The following is an 18,535-nucleotide window of genomic DNA, read 5'->3' as shown; positions in this document are numbered from 1 at the left end:
AAGATAGGGCGATGAGTGTTGTGCCTGACCGCCACAAACCTGTATCTTGGTACCATTGTGGCCGTAAGCAAATGAATCTGTGTATTACTAAAGCAAGGGTATGAAGATGGATAATGCAAATAAGCCGAGTTTCCAGGACGTTCTGGAGTTTGTGCGTATGTTCCGACGTAAAAATAAGCTGCAGCGTGAAATTGTCGACAACGAGAAGAAAGTTCGTGATAACCAAAAACGCGTGCTGCTGCTCGATAACCTGAGCGAGTACATCAAGCCGGGCATGAGCATTGAAGACGTTCAGGGCATCATTGCCAATATGCGCAGCGACTATGAAGATCGCGTTGATGATTACATCATCAAAAATGCCGATTTGTCCAAAGAACGCCGCGAACTGTCCAAAAAGCTGAAGGCTATGGGCGAAGTGAAGTAACCGTTTTTATCGGGTCAGGCATTCGCCTGGCCCTTTTATTGTTTTCCCTGTATCCCCATTCCAGCCCCTTTAGTGGCCTGCGCCGTACACGTCAAAATCAAAGTATTTATCGTTCACCTTCTTGTAGGTGCCGTTGGCGATGATCGCCTGCAGCGCAGCATTGAACGCGTTACGCAGGGCGATATCCTCTTTACGCAGCCCAATGCCGTCACCGATACCGAAATATTTGCTGTCACTGAGTTCGGCACCGATAAAGGCAAAGTCTTTTCCTGCTGGGGTGTGGAAAAACTCACTGGCACTGACGCTGGCCAGCAACGAAGCATCTAAGCGGCCGTTGATCAAATCCTCATTGGCTTCCTGCTGGCTCTGGTAGGACACCACGTTAACGCCGGCCGGCCGCCACAGGGCGTTGGCATAAGTTTCCTGACTGGATCCCTGCTGCACGCCAATGGATTTACCTTTCAGCGAAGCCGCCGTGGGTTGCAGGTTGCTGCCTTTACGGGCCACTAATCGTGCAGGCGCATTAGACACCTTGTCCGAGAAGGCGATCTGCGCCTGGCGCTGCGGCGTAATGGTCATCGACGAGGCAATCGCATCAAATTTTTTCGCCAGCAACCCCGGGATCATTCCGTCCCAACTGCTCTCAACCCAAACGCATTTGGCCTGCATTTGATCGCACATTGCCTGTGCAATATCGACCCCAAATCCGGTCAACGCCCCCTGTGGCGTTTTAAATTCCAGCGGTGGATAGGTCGGATCCACGCCGAGTTTAATTACTTTTCCGCTGAATTCCCCAGCAGAAACGGCGAAACTTAACGCCAGCGGCAGCAGGAGAACCAGGCTAATCTTTGTTTTCATTTTATGTTCCTCGGCGTAATGGTGTGCAAAAGGGATCAAGCCAAAAAGCGCTCGACCAGCTTGACCCAGTAAGTGGCGCCAATCGGCAGGCACTCGTCGTTAAAATCGTAACCGGCGTTATGTAGCGAATTGCCGGGCGTACTTTCCCCATTGCCGATCGAGATATAGCTGCCGGGGCATTTTTCCAACATAAATGCGAAGTCTTCGCTGGCGGTAAAGGGGCGCAGAGACGGGATCAACTGCTGTTCACCCGCCCAGTCTAATGCCACCGTGCGTGCCAGCTCAGTTTCCGCCACGTGATTTACCAAAACCGGATAACCCTGTTGGTAATCAATGTCCGCCCGAGCACCAAAACTGGCGGCTTGCGCTTCTACCAGCGCCGTAATGCGGTTTTCCAGCCGTTGGCGAACTCCTTCATCCAGTGCGCGTACGCTTAGCGTCATGGTTGCGGTGGCAGGGATCACGTTGGCGGCACGGCCTGCCTGGATCGCGCCAACCGTCACGATTGCCGTTTCCTGCGGATCGATATTTCTCGAGACGATGGTTTGCAGACTCATCACAATAGCGGCGCAAACCACCACCGGATCGACCGTGTGCTGCGGCACCGCGCCGTGGCCGCCATGACCGTGCAGGGTAATATTGACCGTATCGGCCGAACACATGAAAGCGCCGCTGGCAAAGCCCAACTGGCCGACCGGAAAGCCGGGTACGTTGTGCATGGCGAACACCGCATCACAGGGAAACCGGTCGAACAAGCCGTCTTCAATCATCACTCTGGCGCCGCCGCCGCCTTCTTCCGCCGGCTGAAAAATCAGATGCAGAGTCCCGGTAAAATCAGAGTGTTGCGCCAGATAACGCGCCGCTGCCAGCAGCATAGTGGTGTGGCCATCATGACCGCAGGCATGCATCACGCCGCGGTGGGTGCTGGTGTAGCTTAATCCGCTGGTTTCTTCAATCGGCAATGCATCCATATCGGCACGCAAACCCAGTGATCTTCCCGAGCCTCGCCGCAAGGTGGCGACAACGCCTGTTTGCCCCAATTCCCGAGTAACCTGATAGCCCCAGTTGGACAGCAGTTTTGCGACCAACTCGCCGGTGGCAAACTCGTTGAACCCCAATTCGGGGTGAGCATGAATATGGCGGCGGATAGCGACCATTTCATGCTTAACTGCCGCTATTTCAGGTAAGACAAGCGGATTATTCATCGCGGTATCCTGATTGAATATTCGATTTCCGACGTTCGATAAGCGGAAAACAAGATACTCCCGACACTAGCAAACAACCCGTTGGTCGGGGAGCCGCCGTTCGGTTATGCTGACAATAATAGGTTGTCATGGGGGCATCATGAAACTGCATCAGTTACAGGCATTGGTGGCCAGCGCTGACGGCGGCAGTATCCGCGCCGCCGCGAGGCAATTGGGGCTTTCACAGGCAGCGGTTACGCGCGCTTTGCGTGAACTGGAGCAACAACAGGAACTGCCGTTGCTGCTTCGCTCTCCGAGCGGGCTGGGGTTTACGCCGTACGGGAAAACGCTGTTGGCACATGCCCGGTTGGTGCTGAATCAGCTGGAACAGGCTAATAATGAAATGGCGGGGTTACGCGGGTTAGCGCAAGAGCAGGTGAAAGCGGCCATTACGCCGTGGTTGATGTTGACGGTGTTACCGACGGCGGTGTTGGCCTTTCGCAAAAAGATGCCCAAGGTGAAACTGGAACTGTTTGAAAGCCTGATGGCCAACGCGCAATCACAACTGCGTGAGGGCACGATGGATTTTGCCATCACGCCGCTTCCGGTTTCGATGGCACCGCAGGAGTTTCATTGCGAACCCTTGCTCGATTATGAAACGGCGGTGATGGTGCGGCAGGGGCATTCGTTGAGCCAAAGCACCTCGATTCACCAGTTGCTGGAGCAGGATTGGGTGCTGAACTACACACCGGAAAATCATGACGATTTAATTCATCAACTGTTCAGCCAACACGGCGCTCACCTCGATCCGAATCGTATTATTCATGCGCATTCCCTGGGCATGCTGCAGGCGATGGTGGAATCGGCGGACATGTGTACCTGGTGTCCGGCGCCGTTGGTCGGCCTGCCGCAGTTTGCCGGGCGCTTGCAGCCGTTGGTGCTGCGGGAAAGTTGCGATCCGGCACGGCTGAATATCGTGACTCGGCGCAACAGCATTCTCAGCACCGCCGCCCATGCGCTGATTGATAACCTGATTCGCACTCTGCGCCAGCACGCCCGCTCCGCACGACAGGAGGACCGACTGATTTATGATCGGGTGCGGCTGTTGATTTAGGAATAGGGAGTGGTACGAGCGGGTTGGAGGGCTGGCTATTCAGGGCGTGAAGCAGACGTCTTCATATCGCAAGAAAACGCTATACCGTATTCCGTGTTAGTTAGACGCTATCTTCATTTTTCGGGGGGATGTGGATACATGAAAAATACGAAATTGCATGTTGTCGTGGCGTGGTAGAGTGTGGGCTGCCCGAAGATCGATTAGAGATTTACGCCATGCAACAAATTGATTTTTACATGATAGATGCCTTTAGCAACACGACTTTTGGCGGTAATGCCGCAGCGGTATGCCCGTTAACAGAATGGTTGCCTGATGAGACATTATTGAAAATGGCCCAGCAGCATAACCAGTCAGAAACAGCATTCTTTGTCGCAAATGATACTGGCTTTGAATTGCGATGGTTTACCTCCCTGGCTGAAATAAATCTGTGTGGGCATGCCACACTGGCAGCTGCGCACGTTATCTTTGAACATCTGGATTACCCAGGTTCGACTATTCATTTTGCTACCCGATTTGTTGGCCCGCTGACGGTGGTGCGCAACGATAAATGGCTGACGCTCGATTTTCCTGCATGGGAAACCAAGCCTGTCATGCCACCGGCATTATTGCTGGACACGTTGGGCATCACAGAATGCAAAGAAGTGCGCGTGGCGCGTGATTACCTGGTAGTAATGGAGAATCGGCAGCAGGTCGAAACTGTACGCCCGAATATCAATGGCATGCTTCCCCTGGGGAAAATGGTGTGTATAACGGCTGCAGGTGACGGTGAATACGATTTTGTTAGCCGTTTCTTCTGCCCAGGCGAAGCCGTAGCGGAAGACCCTGTTACAGGTTCGGCGCATAGCATGCTCATTCCTTACTGGGCTGAAAAACTGAATAAAACGCAGATGTTGGCGCACCAGGGATTAGAGCGTGGCGGGGATTTACGTTGCCAGCTAGTGGGCGATCGCGTTTACATCGGCGGACAGGCAACAACCTATCTGATAGGCAAAGTGCTGTTGCGCTAAACCGGCTGGAATGCTGCTCAAAATATAAGGTCTGCTGTTCGCTATAACTGCTTCAGGTAGCTCAGTCCCAAAAACCGGTTATTTCTGATTATGTATGGATCACATACGGGAAGCGGGTCACTACTATCAGCTTACCTATAATCGCTATTGTGGGTTTTGTCGCAGGTAAGGCTATTTACTCTGATAACGTTGTGTTCAGGCGACAAGATGTAGATATTTTATATAGTTAAAGCCTATCACCATAAAGATAGGCTTTAAACGTTACAGCCTCCAGATTTGCATGCCACATCCCTATGCCTTACAGTAAGGAACTATGTCTGTGTATAATCGTTAAACAGTGATGTTTTTATATTATAAGGAAGGTTTATTTTGAGAAAAAGATTGATGCTATGGCTGGTGTTTGTTTTTCCATATAGTGCATATCCAAACGAAAATATCTGCACAAAGGATGTGATTTCAATTAATGCTTTTAATAATTTCATATTAGTTCAAGAACAATCATTTGGTGACTCTTTGAAAAAAAGTAGTATGCATATAAATAGTGAAGATGACTATATAAATGACAACTCGCATGTGGAATTTGATGACTGTGGTGCACTATTGAATCTTCGAGGTGATAGAATAATTAAAAGCAGAAATAAAGATGGTTTTTTAGTAACCAAAACCAACACCTCAATGGATAAAAAGGATAAAACATGGAGGTATAACATGACGTTTGAAATGTATTATCTTGAACAGGGTGGTTCTAAAAAAGATATTATGAAACAGGAAATGGCGGGGGTATTCTTAACTGATGTTAATGGGAAGATAAATAAATCTGAAGATACCTCTAATATTCTTGTTGGAAAAGCAAAGGAAACAGGTCGAGCGGAAACAGTATTTTTAATTGATGATAAAGATAGAGTGTCTGAATCAAATCGAGTTAGCACATTGAAAAATGATAGTGGAAATACAGTTTATCATTATGATGCTCTTAATCGTCTAATACAAACGAAATCAGACGCTACGACAGTGGATTTGAATTATGGAAATGATAACAGAGAGTTAGGTAGTAAAAAAGTTCAAAAATTCTTTACTACAGAAACAACGACAACAATTTGTGATAAATGGAATGAATTTGGAAGGTGCACTAATGCCAAACAGAATATTTCTACGTCAATAGCAAATAATAAAGATGGAAAAGAGCATGTTTACAATCATAATGCTGATGTGAAATATAATTATGTTTACTGATTTGAAATAAATCTAAAAAGGAGTTTAAAATGAGCAGGCGCTTGAATAGAGATTATCGTTCAAAAATCAGAAATATTCCGCGCCGTATAAAATCGCTTAATCGCTGGGCCGAATTTTTTCATAACCCAGAGCGTGCTGTTTTCTCTGAAGAACAGTATTACTGGAATTACAAGATACCCGTAGAAATTAATCTTGTTCAGGGTAAATACAGTAAACAGAATACCAAGGCAGAATGCGCGCAGGCCATGATCAATGCCTGTTCCAACTTGATGCTTTCCACCGCAGATTGCGATGGCACTCCTCGAATTACTGCCGTAATTTGCCTCCCGGATATGTTTACAAGTGAAGTCTGTCTATTTCGCTCTGAGGAATATTTCCAAAGTTTTATAGCAGAGGGATGTTCTGAAAATAGTTCATCGGTACTCCTCCGAGAACGAAGTCTTGCTAAGGAATGGGGACTGATCCTTCCTGATGGCGTGCAGGAGTTAGGTATTACACTTGATTACTATGGAGCCGATGACCCAGATGAGTGGTTTTCAGGAGAGCGTTGGTATTATGGGCAGCTACAGTGATTGGTGGGCATGCCACACTGGCAGCTGCGCACGTTATCTTTGAACATCTTGATTACCCAGGTTCGACTATTCATTTTGCTACCCGATTTGTTGGCCCGCTGACGGTGGTGCGCAACGATAAATGGCTGACGCTCGATTTTCCTGCATGGGAAACCAAGCTTGTCATGCCACCGGCATTATTGCTGGACACGTTGGGCATCACAGAATGCAAAGAAGTGCGCGTGGCGCGTGATTACCTGGTAGTAATGGAGAATCGGCAGCAGGTCGAAACTGTACGCCCGAATATCAATGGCATGCTTCCCCTGGGAAAAATGGTGTGCATAACGGCTCCAGGTGACGGTGAATACGATTTTGTTAGCCGATTCTTCTGCCCAGGCGAAGCCGTAGCGGAAGACCCTGTTACAGGTTCGGCGCATAGCATGCTCATTCCTTACTGGGCTGAAAAACTGAATAAAACGCAGATGTTGGCGCACCAGGGATCAGAGCGTGGCGGGGATTTACGCTGCCAGCTAGTGGGCGATCGCGTTTACATCGGCGGACAGGCAACAACCTATCTGATAGGCAAAGTGCTGTTGCGCTAGACCTATTGAATGCTGCTCAAAATATAAGGTCTGCTGCCACCCTTAGCCGCCGTTCACCCAATCTCCAAAAGCAAAACGCCCGCTTAAGTTTCCTTAAGCGGGCGTCTTTAATATGGCTCCTCTGACTGGACTCGAACCAGTGACATACGGATTAACAGTCCGCCGTTCTACCGACTGAACTACAGAGGAATCGTGTGAACGGGGCGAATAATAGCGGGGTGGTGCGGCTTTGTCAAAGCACTAAACTGCGAAAAAAGTGCGTTTGCTGTCGGAATGAACATGTTGCGTTGTTTTTCGGCATTTATCCCCCCTGTCAGCACTGATTATCACTGTAAAACCCCTGGCGTGATGTTGCACCGGCCTTTGCACATTTACGGTGCGAAGGATCTCGCGGTTGATTTGCATGTGGCCAACATCGCCGAGAAGTTTTTTCGCACAATTGCCGCCAGAGCCCCCCACAGAGCCACCTGACGGCAGTGATTGCCCCGTGTTTTCCCTCTGATATGTAGGATGAATAAACAGAAAATATGTATTGGCCGTCACAATGGCTGGATTTTTGCTTGCTTAAATTCGGGTAATGCGACTGCGCTCTCGCGCAAATTATTTTCCCCGTCTACACATAAAGTGACTGCTCCACGCCTCTGGGCGTTTCGCTAAAACAGTGCTGAGGAATACAACAATGTCATCGAAATTGATTAAAAGTCCGCTCGCTGCTCTGCTTATCGGTTGTTTAGGTTCTGCTTTTTATGCTCAGGCCGATATCGTTATCGGCGTCGCCGGGCCGTTCTCCGGGCCGAATGCGACCTATGGCGATCAGTACTGGCGTGGTGCCTCGCAGGCGGCAGCGGATATCAACGCCGCCGGCGGGATTAAAGGGGAAAAAATTAAGCTGGTGCAGGGGGATGACGCCTGTGAACCCAAACAGGCGGTTTCGGTCGCCAACCGCCTGGTCGATCAGGACAAGGTCGCAGCGGTGGTGGGACACTTCTGCTCATCCTCCACCATGCCGGCCTCCGAGGTGTATGACGAAGCCGGTATTATCGCCATCACCCCTGGCTCTACCAACCCGCAAATCACCGAGCGCGGCATGACCAACATGTTCCGCATGTGCGGCCGTGACGATCAGCAAGGGGTGATCGCCACCAATTACATGCTGAATACCCTGAAGGCCAAGCGTATCGCGGTGATCCACGACAAGGATACCTACGGCCAGGGGCTGGCGGATGCCGCCAGGGCGGAAATGAACAAGCGCGGCGTGAAAGAGGTGCTGTATGAAGGGCTGTCGCGCGGTGAAAAAGACTTTAACGCGCTGGTGACCAAAATTGCCTCGGTCAAACCCGACGTGGTCTATTTCGGCGGCTGCCACCCAGAAGCCGGACCATTGGTGCGCCAGATGCGTGAGCAGGGCGTCACCGCCAAGTTCTTCTCCGGCGACTGTATCGTGACCGAAGAGCTGGTGACCGCTGCCGGCGGGCCGCAGTACACCAACGGCGTGCTGATGACCTTCGGTAACGACCCGCGTCAAATCCCGGAAGGCAAGGCGGTGATCGCCAAATTCCGCGCCAGCGGTTTCGAGCCGGAAGGTTACACCCTCTACTCCTACGCCTCTATTCAGGCGATCGCCGCGGCCTTTAACGCCACCGGCGGCAAAGACAGCGCCAAGGCCAGCGAATGGCTGAAATCTCATGATGTGGATACCGTGATGGGCAAAAAGGCCTGGGATAAGAAAGGTGACCTGAAGGTATCGGATTACGTGGTCTATCAGTGGGACGACAAGGGCAAATATCACCAACTCTAAACAATCCTCGGCGTCTTTCAAGCCGCAGCGTTGTTGGCTGCCTACGTTCACCCCAGTCACTTAGTGGACCTAAGCTCCTGGGGATTCACGTACTTGCCGCCTGGCTGCAGTTTGAAATCCATTGAGGATTAACCAGCAAGCGGATCCGCATGTGCTGCGGATCCGCGCCGATTCTTCCCTTGGGCCGCGCCTGCTGTTGCTTGCGGTCCCACCAGGCGAGACTGCTCATTATGGACGTTTTCTTTCTGCAACAATTGATCAACGGCCTGACGCTCGGCGCAGTTTATGGCCTGATCGCCATCGGCTACACCATGGTTTACGGCATTATCGGCATGATCAACTTCGCCCACGGCGAGGTGTATATGATCTCCGCCTACCTGTGCGCCATCGGGCTGGCGCTGCTGTCGTTCTTCGGCCTGCAGTCGTTCCCGCTGCTGATCCTCGGTACGCTGGTGTTTACCATCGTGATCACCGGCGTGTATGGCTGGGTGATCGAACGTATCGCCTACAAACCCTTGCGTAACTCTACCCGTTTAGCTCCCTTGATCTCCGCAATCGGCATGTCGCTGATCCTGCAAAACTACGCGCAAATCAGCCAGGGACCACGCCAGCAGGGGATCCCAACCCTGCTGGATGGAGTGTTCCGCCTCAACTTTGACGGCGGGGTGATTCAAATCACCTATACCAAGGTGTTTATCCTGTTCGCGTCGCTGCTGGGCATGGCGATCCTCACTTACATCATTCAACACACCCGGCTGGGGCGCATTTGTCGCGCCACTCAGCAAGACCGCAAAATGGCGTCAATTCTCGGCATCAACACCGATAGGGTCATTTCCCTGGTGTTCGTGATCGGCGCCGCCATGGCCGGCCTGGCGGGGGTGTTGATCACCATGAACTACGGCACCTTCGATTTCTACGTCGGCTTTATCATCGGCATCAAAGCCTTTACCGCCGCGGTATTGGGCGGGATAGGGTCGTTACCCGGCGCGATGCTGGGCGGCCTGCTGCTGGGCGTGGCGGAGGCGCAGTTCGCCGGCATGGTGAACTCGGATTACAAAGACGTGTTCTCCTTCGGTTTGCTGGTGGTGATCCTGATTTTCCGCCCTCAGGGCCTGCTCGGACGGCCAATGGTCGCTAAGGTTTGAGGGGAAAACTTATGTCGCACTCTGAGGTTCACCCAGGGCTGAACGTTAAGCGCAGCCTGCTGGACGCCGTATTGGCCGGGCTGATTGCCCTGATCGTGTTTGGGCCGATCGTCGGCATCGTTCTGAACGGTTACAGCTTTAACTTCGAGCCGCATCGTCTGGTGTGGATTATCGCGGTGGTGATGGCCGGGCGGCTGTTACTGAGCCTGTTTCTGCAAACTGCACCGGGCCGTAAATTACTGACGCGTTTTGACGGCGGTAACGACGGGGTGTATGTCCGGCCGATCGGCGCCAGGACCAGCCTGCGCTGGATTATTCCGTTAATGGCGGTCATCGCGCTGCTGTTTCCGTTTGTCGCCACCAAATACCTGCTGACGGTGGCGATACTGGGGCTGATTTACGTGCTGCTCGGGCTGGGCTTGAACATCGTTGTCGGGCTCGCCGGGCTGCTCGATCTGGGCTACGTGGCGTTCTACGCCATTGGCGCCTATGGGCTGGCGCTGGGCTACCAGTATCTCGGCCTCGGGTTCTGGGCGATGTTGCCATTGGGGGCGCTGATGGCGGCGCTGGCCGGCGCGCTGCTGGGGTTCCCGGTGTTGCGTATGCACGGCGACTATCTGGCGATCGTCACGCTGGGGTTTGGCGAGATCATCCGGCTGGTGCTGAACAACTGGATGTCGCTGACCGGCGGGCCGAACGGCGTCTCGGTCCCGGCGCCGACGATTTTTGGCCTGGAGTTTGGCCGACGCGCGAAGGACGGCGGCGTGCCGATTCATGAATTCCTTGGCATCACTTATAACCCTAACCTGAAATTTATCTTTATCTATGCGGTGCTGTTCCTGGTGGTGCTGCTGGTGCTGTACATCAAGCACCGGTTGACGCGCATGCCGATCGGTCGCGCCTGGGAAGCCTTGCGCGAGGATGAAATCGCCTGTCGTTCGCTCGGCTTAAACCACGTGTTGGTCAAGCTGTCGGCCTTTATGATGGGCGCGTCCACCGCCGGGCTGGCCGGGGTGTTTTTCGCCACTTATCAGGGGTTCGTCAACCCCACCTCGTTTACCTTCTTCGAATCGGCGTTGATCCTGGCGATCGTGGTGCTGGGCGGGATGGGATCGACCATCGGCGTGGTGCTGGCGGCGTTCGTACTCACGGTGGCACCGGAACTGTTGCGCAGCTTCGCCGAGTACCGCGTGCTGTTGTTTGGCGTGCTGATGGTGGCGATGATGATTTGGCGACCGCGTGGGCTGGTAAGGATCAGCCGAACCAGCTTTGCGCCGCGTAAGGGGGTGGCGCCATGAGCGACGCAATCTTGCAGGTTGAGCATCTGATGATGCATTTTGGCGGCATCAAGGCGCTCAACGACGTGAATCTGGCGGTCGAACGCGGCTCGATCACCGCGTTGATCGGCCCCAACGGCGCCGGCAAAACCACGGTGTTCAACTGCCTGACCGGCTTTTACCGCGCCACCGGCGGCGCCATCTTGCTTAACACCCACAAACGGCCAACCGACGTGATCCAGGTGCTGGGACAGAAGTTTCGCGCCGGCGACTGGGTAAACCCGAGGCGGTTGGGATCGCGCCTGTACTACAAAATGTTCGGCGGGACCCATCTGGTCAATCGCGCCGGGCTGGCACGCACCTTCCAGAACATCCGTTTGTTCCGCGAAATGTCGGTGGTGGAGAATCTGCTGGTGGCGCAGCACATGCTCAGCAACCGTAATCTGGTCGCCGGGGTGCTCAATACGCCGGGCTATCGCCGGGCGGAAAGCCAGGCGCTGGATCGCGCTTTTTACTGGCTGGAAGTGGTGGAGCTGGTGGACTGCGCCAACCGGCTGGCGGGGGAGATGTCCTACGGCCAGCAGCGGCGGCTGGAGATCGCCCGGGCGATGTGCACCACGCCGGAGATGATCTGCCTTGACGAACCCGCCGCCGGGCTGAACCCGGTGGAGACGGCGACCCTGAGCCGCATTATCCGTTTCCTGCGTCAGCACCACGGCATCACGGTGCTGCTGATCGAGCACGATATGGGCATGGTGATGGAAATTTCCGATCGGGTGATTGTGCTGGACCATGGCGATGTGATCGCCGAAGGCACGCCGAAAGAAATACAGCATAACGACACGGTGATCGCCGCTTACCTTGGCGCGGATGAAGAGGAGCTGGCGGGATGAGCAATGTGATGTTGGAATTTCGCAATGTGGACGTGTTTTACGGCCCGATCCAGGCGTTGCAGCAGGTCTCGTTACAGGTCAATGAAGGGGAAACGGTGGCGCTGATTGGCGCCAACGGCGCGGGCAAGTCCACGCTGCTGATGTCGATCTTTGGCCAACCGCGCATCAGCGGCGGGCAGATCCTATTTCGCGGAGAGGATATCAGCCAGCGTTCTACCCATTACGTTGCCAGCAGCGGTATCGCCCAGGCGCCGGAGGGGCGACGGATCTTTCCGGACATGAGCGTGGAGGAAAACCTGCTGATGGGCACCATCACTGTCGGCAATCGCTATGTGGATGAAGACCTGCAGCGCATGTTCGAGCTGTTTCCACGCCTGAAGGAGCGGCGCAACCAGCGGGCGATGACCATGTCCGGCGGCGAACAGCAGATGCTGGCGATTGCCCGAGCCTTGATGAGCCGCCCGAAGCTGCTGTTGTTGGATGAGCCGAGCCTGGGGCTGGCACCGATTATCGTCAAACAGATCTTCAGCATTCTGCGCGAATTGACCCGTGGCGGCATGACGCTGTTCCTGGTGGAGCAGAACGCCAACCATGCGCTCAAGCTGTCCGATCGCGGTTATGTGATGGTCAACGGGCAAATCCGGCTGACCGGCAGCGGCGCGGAGCTGTTAAGCAATCAGGAGGTGAGGAAGGCTTATCTGGGCGGCGCTTAAAACTGGCGCTGGATCACGCGCACGTTCAGCCGTACCAGAGCGATGATGCCACTGGACAAGATCCGCAGGCCGCGGGGCAAATCGCGGCGGCGGATATCCAGCAACAACACGGTGCGCACCTGGTCGCTGTCGTTCCACACTTCGTGTTCGAAGGTGTCGTCCCACAGCATAAATTCCCCCTCGTTCAGCCGGTACTCCCGCCCGTCGACTTTCAACACCGCAGCGGGTTCACCGTCGGCGCGTTTGGGCATCGACAACACCAGATAGCCGCGCAGAATGCCGCGGAATGGGCCACGGTGCGCGGGCACCTGTTTGCCGGGTGCCAGGAACGACAATGAGGCTGAAAGCACGTCCGGGGAAGAGGCGATCAATTGTGCAAGCTGCGGGCAACGGGCGAGGTTGCGCGCTATCGGCTGCCCATAGGCCTGCATGATAAACATCCGCCAGTCGCGAGCGTCGTTGGCGGAGATCGACGCCTGTTCGCTCATGATCTCGTGAAAACGTGGGATATTACGCAGATCTTGCGCTACGGTCAGCGCTTCCTCGCGTATCTGCTGCCAGTGAGCGGTAAAGCGTTGGGCGTCGGGAAACAGCCGGTTGCTGTCGAGGACCGGTGAACTGCTGATGCGGCGATCGTAAATACGGCGAAGAGCAAGCACAGACCAATCGTAGATAGCTGACATAGTGACCTCAATAGCAGTGAGCCGATTTCTCGCCGTCTTAGGGTTGTTTTAGATGTGATTGCCGGACGATCAATTCGCCGGTATACAGCCGTTGTCCGCCGGGTTCGAAGGCCTGCGTCAGGCAGTGAATGCCATCGGCTATCAGCTGCTGCATCGGCTGGCGGTAAGTGGTTAGCTGGTAGCTGGGGGAGGCCGCCAGCTCAATGTCGTCAAAGCCCACCACGGCAATCGGCGCACAGCCCGGCTTGGCGCGTATGGCATCGATAACGCCGACCGCCAGAATGTCGTTCTCGCAAAAAATGGCGTCTATCCGTTGCTCTGCCGGGGTGGCGGCCAGGTAGGTCGAAAAGGCCTCCATCCCGCAAAGACGCTGGTAGTGCGGAGCCTGCAGCACCAGGTTGACCTCACGCTGCTGTTGCGCCAGCGCGGCACGGAAACCGTCCAGGCGGCGCAACTGGGTAGATTCGCTGATTGGTCCCGCCAGATAGCCCATACGCGGGTAATCTTGCTGGAGCAGCAACTCGCCGATGTCGAACCCAGCCTGATAACCGTGGGTCGCCAGCACCTGGATATAGGGGCTTTCACTGTAGCGATACAGCACTACCAGCGGAATACGGTGAATGTCCTGCGCCAGGCTGATCAGCCGGTCATTGAGCAGCGTGCCGAGGAACAGCAGCCCGTCCACCTGCATTTGGTCCGCCAGCGTCAGCACCGACTCATAATCGTGTTCAGAGGTGATATTGAGCAGCAACGCCATATAACCGCGGCTTTGCAACTGCCGGGTCACTTCATCCAGCAGCGTAAAGATATGCGGGTTTTTCAGTTCGTCCGCCACCAGCCCGATGATGCGGGTACTCTTTTTCGACAGGCTGCGCGCCAGCAGGTTAGGGCGATAACCCAATTCACGCGCTGCGGTTTGAACCCGTTGCATGGTCTGCGGTGAGATCGACGCGCCGTCGGTAAAGGCACGCGATACCGTCCATTTAGACACGCCGGCGCGGGCGGCCACATCGCTGGCCGTCGCCTTGCGTGCTGCGGGCGCCGGGGTAGAGCCGGGTTTCTTCGCCATCATCTTTCGCTCGTGATGAAAAAACGGTATGGGTTCAACAGATTAGCACAGCGTAGTCGAATGCGGGAATTGCCGACGTTGGCGCGAGGATCCTGCGGGCCATCGGCACAACGCAGCGGATCTTTTTAGCGGTATTTTGTGATCCTGATCGGCAGATTTATTATGGCGCATTTGACTTATTTTTAACCCTCTCCAATAGTCCATCGCAAGTGGCATTTGTTGAGCGGTCAAGTTGCTACCTAATTTTGCACCCGGGTGCAGTTAAAGTTTGCACCCGGGTGCAATGCGGCGAAAACGATGAAATCCAAGATTTCGGGAGCAACTATGCTAAATGGCGAAAGAAAAACGGCGCGCCTTCTGCGCTGGGCTATGGTCGGCGGCGGGCGGTTGGGGCAGGTGGGATACAAGCATCGCTGCGGGGCGCTACGGGATAATACCGCTTTTGAGCTGGTGGCCGGCGCGTTTGATATCGTGCCGGATCGCGGCCGCGAGTTTGGCGTGAACCTGGGGGTAGCGGCCGAACGCTGCTATGAAGATTACCGTACGTTGTTTGTTCAAGAGGCGCTGCGTGAGGACGGCATCGAAGTGGTGTCGGTAGCGACGCCGAACGGTACGCATTACGAAATTACCCGTGCGGCGCTGCAGGCCGGGTTGCACGTCATCTGCGAGAAACCGCTGTTTTTCACCAGCCAGGAAGCCTATGAAATTAAAGCGCTGGCGGCGGAAAAAAACCTGATCGTCGGCGTGACTTACGGTTTCTCCGGCCACCCGCTGCTGCTGCAAATGCGCGCGATGATCGCCAACGGCCAGATTGGCGAAGTACGGATGGTGGATCTGCAATATACCCACGGTTTTAATGCCACGGACGAAGTGGATCGCCTCAGCGAAGCGCAGAAATGGCGCATTGACCCCAAGATCTCCGGCCCGAGCTTTGTGCTGGGGGATATTTCCACCCACACCTACTACCTCTCCCAATTGGTCATGCCGCAGATGCAGATCCGCGAGCTGCTCTGCGATCGGCAAAGTTTTATTCCCTCACGAGCACCGTTGGAAGACAACGCGCTGGTGATGATGCGCTATGAAAGCGGCGCGGTAGGGCGGATGTGGGCTTCATCGGTGAATGCTGGCGCGATGAGCAGCCAGCGTATTCGCATCGTGGGGTCGAAGGCCAGCCTGGAGTGGAGCGACATCAACCCCAGCGAGCTGCGCTACGAGGTGCAGGGGCAGCCAAACCAGACGCTGTATCGCGGCATGGCGTATCTGGACGATACCTGTAACGCCTGGGAACGGCTGGGGGCTTTGCATACCGAAGGCCTGACCGAATCCTGGGCCAACATCTACCTGAAATTTGCTCTGGCTATCGACGCCACTCGCCGCGGCGATCGGCAGGCGCTGGCGCAACTGGTGTATCCGGATATCGACGCCGGGATCGAGGGCGTGCGCTGGATTGAAAACTGCGTGCGTTCCGCCAACCAGGGCGCCCGTTGGGTGGCCTTTGAATAAACCTATTTACCCGGAGCAAAAGCATGAAACTTTCTTTTTGTACCGATAGCCTGGGCCACCTGCCGTTTGAAGCCATGCTGGATCGCCTGGGCGAACTGGGGGTGTTTGGCGTGGAAATGACCACCGGCGGCTGGTCTTCGGCACCGCATCTGGACACCGTGGCGCTGTTGCAGGACGCGGGCAAGCGGCGGCGGCTGATGGCGGCGCTGGAAAGCCGCGGCATGAAAATTGCGGCGCTGAACGTTTCCGGTAATCCGCTGGAGCCAGGCGTGCTGGGCGAAAAACACCGCCATGATACCGACAACACGCTGGCGCTGGCCGCCGGCCTGGGGGTGAAAAAAATCGTCATGATGAGCGGATTGCCCCCTGCGGCGCCCGGCGACAGCATCCCTAACTGGATCACCTATACCGTCAGTTGGCCGCCGACGCTGAAAAACTGCCTGGACTACCAGTGGAACGAGGTGGCGATCCCGTATTGGCAGAAGCTGGTGGATAAGGCGCAGGCGTTCGGCATAGAGAAGTTCGCGCTGGAAAATTTCAGCTCGATGCTGGTGTGGAACCCGGACACGCTGTTCAGGCTGCGCGACGCGGTGGGGCCGATGGTGGGCTTGAACCTCGATCCCAGCCATCTGATCTGGATGGGGGCCGATCCGATTGCCGTCGCACGGCGCCTGGGGGACGCGATCCACCACGTGCACGGCAAAGATGTGCGGCTGGAAAGGGGGATAGTGGCGGTCAACGGGCTGCTGGAAACCCGGCCGGTGGAACAGGTTGCACAACGTGCCTGGAACTATGTGGCCGTCGGGTGCGGGCAGGATTTGCAGTGGTGGAAGGAATTCTTCTCGGTGGTACGCATGATGGGTTACAACGACTGGGTCTCGCTGGAGATGGAAGATCTGACCATGTCGGTCGATGCCGGTATTAATACCTCGATTGAGGCGTTACAACGCTGCATCAGCCAATAACGCCTGTTTATTTCTGCCAAAGGCCTGCAGGTTTGCAGGCCTTTGCGCGGCAAAAGACTGTCGAAAAAAACAGGCCAATAAAAGTGTGATCTATATCGTATTTACCCCGCCAGTTGGTTAAAATATCGCTACTTCCCGCACCTGTCCGGATCCCGTTTAACATGGAACAAACCCAGGTATCTCGCTCAACCGCCTGGTTGCGCGTGGTCATCCTTGCCGTCTCGGCCTTTATCTTCAATACCACCGAATTTATTCCGGTGGGGTTGCTGAGCGACATCGCCAAAAGTTTCTCAATGCAAACCGAGCAAGTGGGTTTGATCATCACCATTTACGCCTGGATTGTCGCCTCCGCCTCTCTGGTGTGTATGCTGCTCACCAGCAAAATTGAACGGCGCAAGCTGCTGATCGGGGTGTTCATACTGTTTATCGCCAGCCATGTGCTGACCGCCGTGGCCTGGAACTTCACCACGCTGGTGATTTCCCGTGCCGGTGTGGCGCTGGCCCACGCGGTATTCTGGTCGATCACCGCCTCGCTGGCGATCCGGGTCGCCCCGGCGGGCAAAAAGGCGCAGGCGCTGAGCCTGCTGGCCGGCGGTACCGCGCTGGCCATGGTGCTCGGCCTGCCGCTGGGCCGCGTGATTGGTCAGATCCTCGGTTGGCGCATGACCTTTATCGGCATCGCGGTTTGCGCCACCCTGGCGCTGGTGCTGCTGTGGCGTCTGCTGCCGGTGCTGAAAAGCGAGCATTCCGGTTCACTGTCCAGCGTACCGATGCTGTTTAAGCGTCCGGCGCTGGTTAGCCTGTATATGCTGACCATCATCGTGGTGACGGCGAATTTCACCGCCTACAGCTATATCGAACCCTTTATTCAGACCGTGGCCGGGCTGTCGGAAAACTTCACCACCCTGATGCTGTTGCTGTTCGGCGCCGCCGGTATCATTGGCAGCCTGCTGTTTAGCCGCTTCAGCGAACGTTTTCCGTCGGGCTTTTTTATCGGCGCTATCGCGCTGTTGATGCTGAGCCTGCTGCTGCTGTTGCCGGCCTCCGGCAATGAAAATCACCTGACGTTGCTGTTTGCGGTGTGGGGCATGGCCATTATGGCGATTGGCCTGTCGATGCAGGCCAAGGTGTTAAACCTGGCGCCGGACGCCACCGACGTGGCGATGTCGATCTACTCCGGGCTGTACAACTTTGGTATCGGCGGCGGCGCGCTGCTGGGTAACCAGGTCAGCCGGCATCTGGGCATGGGCAACATCGGTTTTGTCGCTGCACCGCTGGCGCTGATCGCCCTCGGCTGGTGTGTGCTGAACTTTTACCGCGGCGAACGCCTGCAACACCACCACATCCGCTAAGCCCCACCGCACGACAGCGGGCCATCAGTTCGCTGTCGTGCATTGCTACTCCGGTTGAATTTTCTCTCAGCAAAACAGATTGCTGCAGTTTTTTATGCTTAAAATTTTTTCATAGTCTGCTAATTAAATATTTAACTCCGACGCCGAGCCGATAGCATAGAAAA

General features: G+C 55.0%; 17 protein-coding genes, 1 tRNA gene and 1 pseudogene. 14 read left to right on the top strand and 5 right to left on the bottom strand.

The window, feature by feature from the left end:
- The first annotated feature begins 106 nt into the window (after positions 1-106).
- Positions 107-424, top strand: a complete 318-nt coding sequence (gene tmaR, locus M495_RS16075; RefSeq protein WP_020827737.1) for a PTS system regulator TmaR — start codon at positions 107-109, stop codon at positions 422-424.
- Between the two features lie 69 nt (positions 425-493).
- Here tmaR and M495_RS16070 read toward each other — a convergent pair whose 3' ends face one another.
- Both M495_RS16070 and M495_RS16065 read right to left on the bottom strand, forming a co-directional pair.
- Complete coding sequence (locus tag M495_RS16070) at positions 494-1,282, bottom strand: ABC transporter substrate-binding protein (protein WP_020827736.1); 789 nt, start codon at positions 1,280-1,282, stop codon at positions 494-496.
- 35 nt (positions 1,283-1,317) lie between these two features.
- On the bottom strand, positions 1,318-2,487 hold the full coding sequence (locus tag M495_RS16065) for a M20 aminoacylase family protein (protein ID WP_020827735.1): 1,170 nt from the start codon (positions 2,485-2,487) through the stop codon (positions 1,318-1,320).
- A 139-nt stretch (positions 2,488-2,626) separates the two neighbouring features.
- On the opposite strand from M495_RS16065, the gene M495_RS16060 reads away from it, so the two are divergent.
- From M495_RS16060 to M495_RS16040, 5 genes and pseudogenes are all read left to right on the top strand, one after another.
- Complete coding sequence (locus M495_RS16060) at positions 2,627-3,580, top strand: LysR family transcriptional regulator (RefSeq protein ID WP_020827734.1); 954 nt, start codon at positions 2,627-2,629, stop codon at positions 3,578-3,580.
- Positions 3,581-3,795: 215 nt separating this feature from the next.
- On the top strand, positions 3,796-4,587 hold the full coding sequence (locus M495_RS16055) for a PhzF family phenazine biosynthesis protein (protein WP_020827733.1): 792 nt from the start codon (positions 3,796-3,798) through the stop codon (positions 4,585-4,587).
- Between the two features lie 369 nt (positions 4,588-4,956).
- A complete protein-coding gene (locus M495_RS16050; protein WP_234530161.1) occupies positions 4,957-5,820 on the top strand; it encodes a hypothetical protein in 864 nt (287 codons plus the stop codon).
- A gap of 29 nt (positions 5,821-5,849) precedes the next feature.
- Entirely contained in the window at positions 5,850-6,392 is a 543-nt protein-coding gene (locus tag M495_RS25350) for a DUF3916 domain-containing protein (protein ID WP_020827731.1), read from the top strand.
- Positions 6,393-6,397: 5 nt separating this feature from the next.
- Positions 6,398-6,973 (top strand): annotated as a pseudogene (locus tag M495_RS16040) (PhzF family phenazine biosynthesis protein); the annotation flags it as partial.
- 113 nt (positions 6,974-7,086) lie between these two features.
- Here the strand turns inward: M495_RS16040 and M495_RS16035 are convergent.
- Positions 7,087-7,162: transfer RNA gene (locus M495_RS16035), tRNA-Asn, on the bottom strand.
- A gap of 490 nt (positions 7,163-7,652) precedes the next feature.
- Here M495_RS16035 and M495_RS16030 point away from each other — a divergent pair.
- From M495_RS16030 to M495_RS16010, 5 genes are all read left to right on the top strand, one after another.
- Positions 7,653-8,771: a branched-chain amino acid ABC transporter substrate-binding protein gene (locus M495_RS16030; RefSeq protein ID WP_020827729.1), complete on the top strand. Its 1,119-nt coding sequence runs from the start codon at positions 7,653-7,655 to the stop codon at positions 8,769-8,771.
- A gap of 230 nt (positions 8,772-9,001) precedes the next feature.
- Positions 9,002-9,916, top strand: a complete 915-nt coding sequence (locus M495_RS16025) for an ABC transporter permease subunit (RefSeq protein WP_020827728.1) — start codon at positions 9,002-9,004, stop codon at positions 9,914-9,916.
- A gap of 11 nt (positions 9,917-9,927) precedes the next feature.
- Positions 9,928-11,214, top strand: a complete 1,287-nt coding sequence (gene livM / locus M495_RS16020; RefSeq protein WP_020827727.1) for a high-affinity branched-chain amino acid ABC transporter permease LivM — start codon at positions 9,928-9,930, stop codon at positions 11,212-11,214.
- Entirely contained in the window at positions 11,211-12,086 is an 876-nt protein-coding gene (locus M495_RS16015; RefSeq protein WP_020827726.1) for an ABC transporter ATP-binding protein, read from the top strand. Before livM ends, M495_RS16015 begins: the two co-directional genes overlap by 4 nt.
- The gene (locus tag M495_RS16010) at positions 12,083-12,799 is read left to right on the top strand and encodes an ABC transporter ATP-binding protein (protein ID WP_020827725.1); all 717 of its coding nucleotides are present in this window, start codon (positions 12,083-12,085) and stop codon (positions 12,797-12,799) included. Before M495_RS16015 ends, M495_RS16010 begins: the two co-directional genes overlap by 4 nt.
- Here M495_RS16010 and M495_RS16005 read toward each other — a convergent pair.
- On the bottom strand, positions 12,796-13,482 hold the full coding sequence (locus M495_RS16005; RefSeq protein ID WP_020827724.1) for an aspartyl/asparaginyl beta-hydroxylase domain-containing protein: 687 nt from the start codon (positions 13,480-13,482) through the stop codon (positions 12,796-12,798). The genes M495_RS16010 and M495_RS16005 overlap by 4 nt on opposite strands.
- Positions 13,483-13,519: 37 nt before the next feature.
- The gene (locus M495_RS16000; RefSeq protein ID WP_041414754.1) at positions 13,520-14,554 is read right to left on the bottom strand and encodes a LacI family DNA-binding transcriptional regulator; all 1,035 of its coding nucleotides are present in this window, start codon (positions 14,552-14,554) and stop codon (positions 13,520-13,522) included.
- A gap of 321 nt (positions 14,555-14,875) precedes the next feature.
- Between M495_RS16000 and M495_RS15995 the strand changes: the two genes are divergently transcribed.
- From M495_RS15995 to M495_RS15985, 3 genes are all read left to right on the top strand, one after another.
- Entirely contained in the window at positions 14,876-16,054 is a 1,179-nt protein-coding gene (locus M495_RS15995; protein WP_041414752.1) for a Gfo/Idh/MocA family protein, read from the top strand.
- A gap of 23 nt (positions 16,055-16,077) precedes the next feature.
- On the top strand, positions 16,078-17,019 hold the full coding sequence (locus M495_RS15990; protein ID WP_020827721.1) for a sugar phosphate isomerase/epimerase family protein: 942 nt from the start codon (positions 16,078-16,080) through the stop codon (positions 17,017-17,019).
- Positions 17,020-17,180: 161 nt separating this feature from the next.
- The gene (locus M495_RS15985; RefSeq protein ID WP_020827720.1) at positions 17,181-18,371 is read left to right on the top strand and encodes a sugar transporter; all 1,191 of its coding nucleotides are present in this window, start codon (positions 17,181-17,183) and stop codon (positions 18,369-18,371) included.
- Positions 18,372-18,535 lie beyond the last annotated feature (164 nt).

The organism is Serratia liquefaciens ATCC 27592, assembly GCF_000422085.1.
GTDB classification, from domain to species: domain Bacteria; phylum Pseudomonadota; class Gammaproteobacteria; order Enterobacterales; family Enterobacteriaceae; genus Serratia; species Serratia liquefaciens.
Note: the sequence above shows the minus strand (reverse complement) of the source record. Positions and strands in the feature narration are given on the sequence as shown.

What these genes read in the sequence shown, in the direction of transcription:
- M495_RS16010 (WP_020827725.1), top strand. Translation starts at nt 12,083, where the DNA reads ATGAGCAATGTGATGTTGGAATTTCGCAATGTGGACGTGTTTTACGGC.
- M495_RS15985 (WP_020827720.1), top strand. Translation starts at nt 17,181, where the DNA reads ATGGAACAAACCCAGGTATCTCGCTCAACCGCCTGGTTGCGCGTGGTC.
- M495_RS25350 (WP_020827731.1), top strand. Translation starts at nt 5,850, where the DNA reads ATGAGCAGGCGCTTGAATAGAGATTATCGTTCAAAAATCAGAAATATT.
- M495_RS16000 (WP_041414754.1), bottom strand. Translation starts at nt 14,554, where the DNA reads ATGATGGCGAAGAAACCCGGCTCTACCCCGGCGCCCGCAGCACGCAAG.
- M495_RS15990 (WP_020827721.1), top strand. Translation starts at nt 16,078, where the DNA reads ATGAAACTTTCTTTTTGTACCGATAGCCTGGGCCACCTGCCGTTTGAA.
- tmaR (WP_020827737.1), top strand. Translation starts at nt 107, where the DNA reads ATGGATAATGCAAATAAGCCGAGTTTCCAGGACGTTCTGGAGTTTGTG.
- M495_RS16005 (WP_020827724.1), bottom strand. Translation starts at nt 13,482, where the DNA reads ATGTCAGCTATCTACGATTGGTCTGTGCTTGCTCTTCGCCGTATTTAC.
- livM (WP_020827727.1), top strand. Translation starts at nt 9,928, where the DNA reads ATGTCGCACTCTGAGGTTCACCCAGGGCTGAACGTTAAGCGCAGCCTG.
- M495_RS16015 (WP_020827726.1), top strand. Translation starts at nt 11,211, where the DNA reads ATGAGCGACGCAATCTTGCAGGTTGAGCATCTGATGATGCATTTTGGC.
- M495_RS16065 (WP_020827735.1), bottom strand. Translation starts at nt 2,487, where the DNA reads ATGAATAATCCGCTTGTCTTACCTGAAATAGCGGCAGTTAAGCATGAA.
- M495_RS16060 (WP_020827734.1), top strand. Translation starts at nt 2,627, where the DNA reads ATGAAACTGCATCAGTTACAGGCATTGGTGGCCAGCGCTGACGGCGGC.
- M495_RS16030 (WP_020827729.1), top strand. Translation starts at nt 7,653, where the DNA reads ATGTCATCGAAATTGATTAAAAGTCCGCTCGCTGCTCTGCTTATCGGT.
- M495_RS15995 (WP_041414752.1), top strand. Translation starts at nt 14,876, where the DNA reads ATGCTAAATGGCGAAAGAAAAACGGCGCGCCTTCTGCGCTGGGCTATG.
- M495_RS16070 (WP_020827736.1), bottom strand. Translation starts at nt 1,282, where the DNA reads ATGAAAACAAAGATTAGCCTGGTTCTCCTGCTGCCGCTGGCGTTAAGT.
- M495_RS16055 (WP_020827733.1), top strand. Translation starts at nt 3,796, where the DNA reads ATGCAACAAATTGATTTTTACATGATAGATGCCTTTAGCAACACGACT.
- M495_RS16025 (WP_020827728.1), top strand. Translation starts at nt 9,002, where the DNA reads ATGGACGTTTTCTTTCTGCAACAATTGATCAACGGCCTGACGCTCGGC.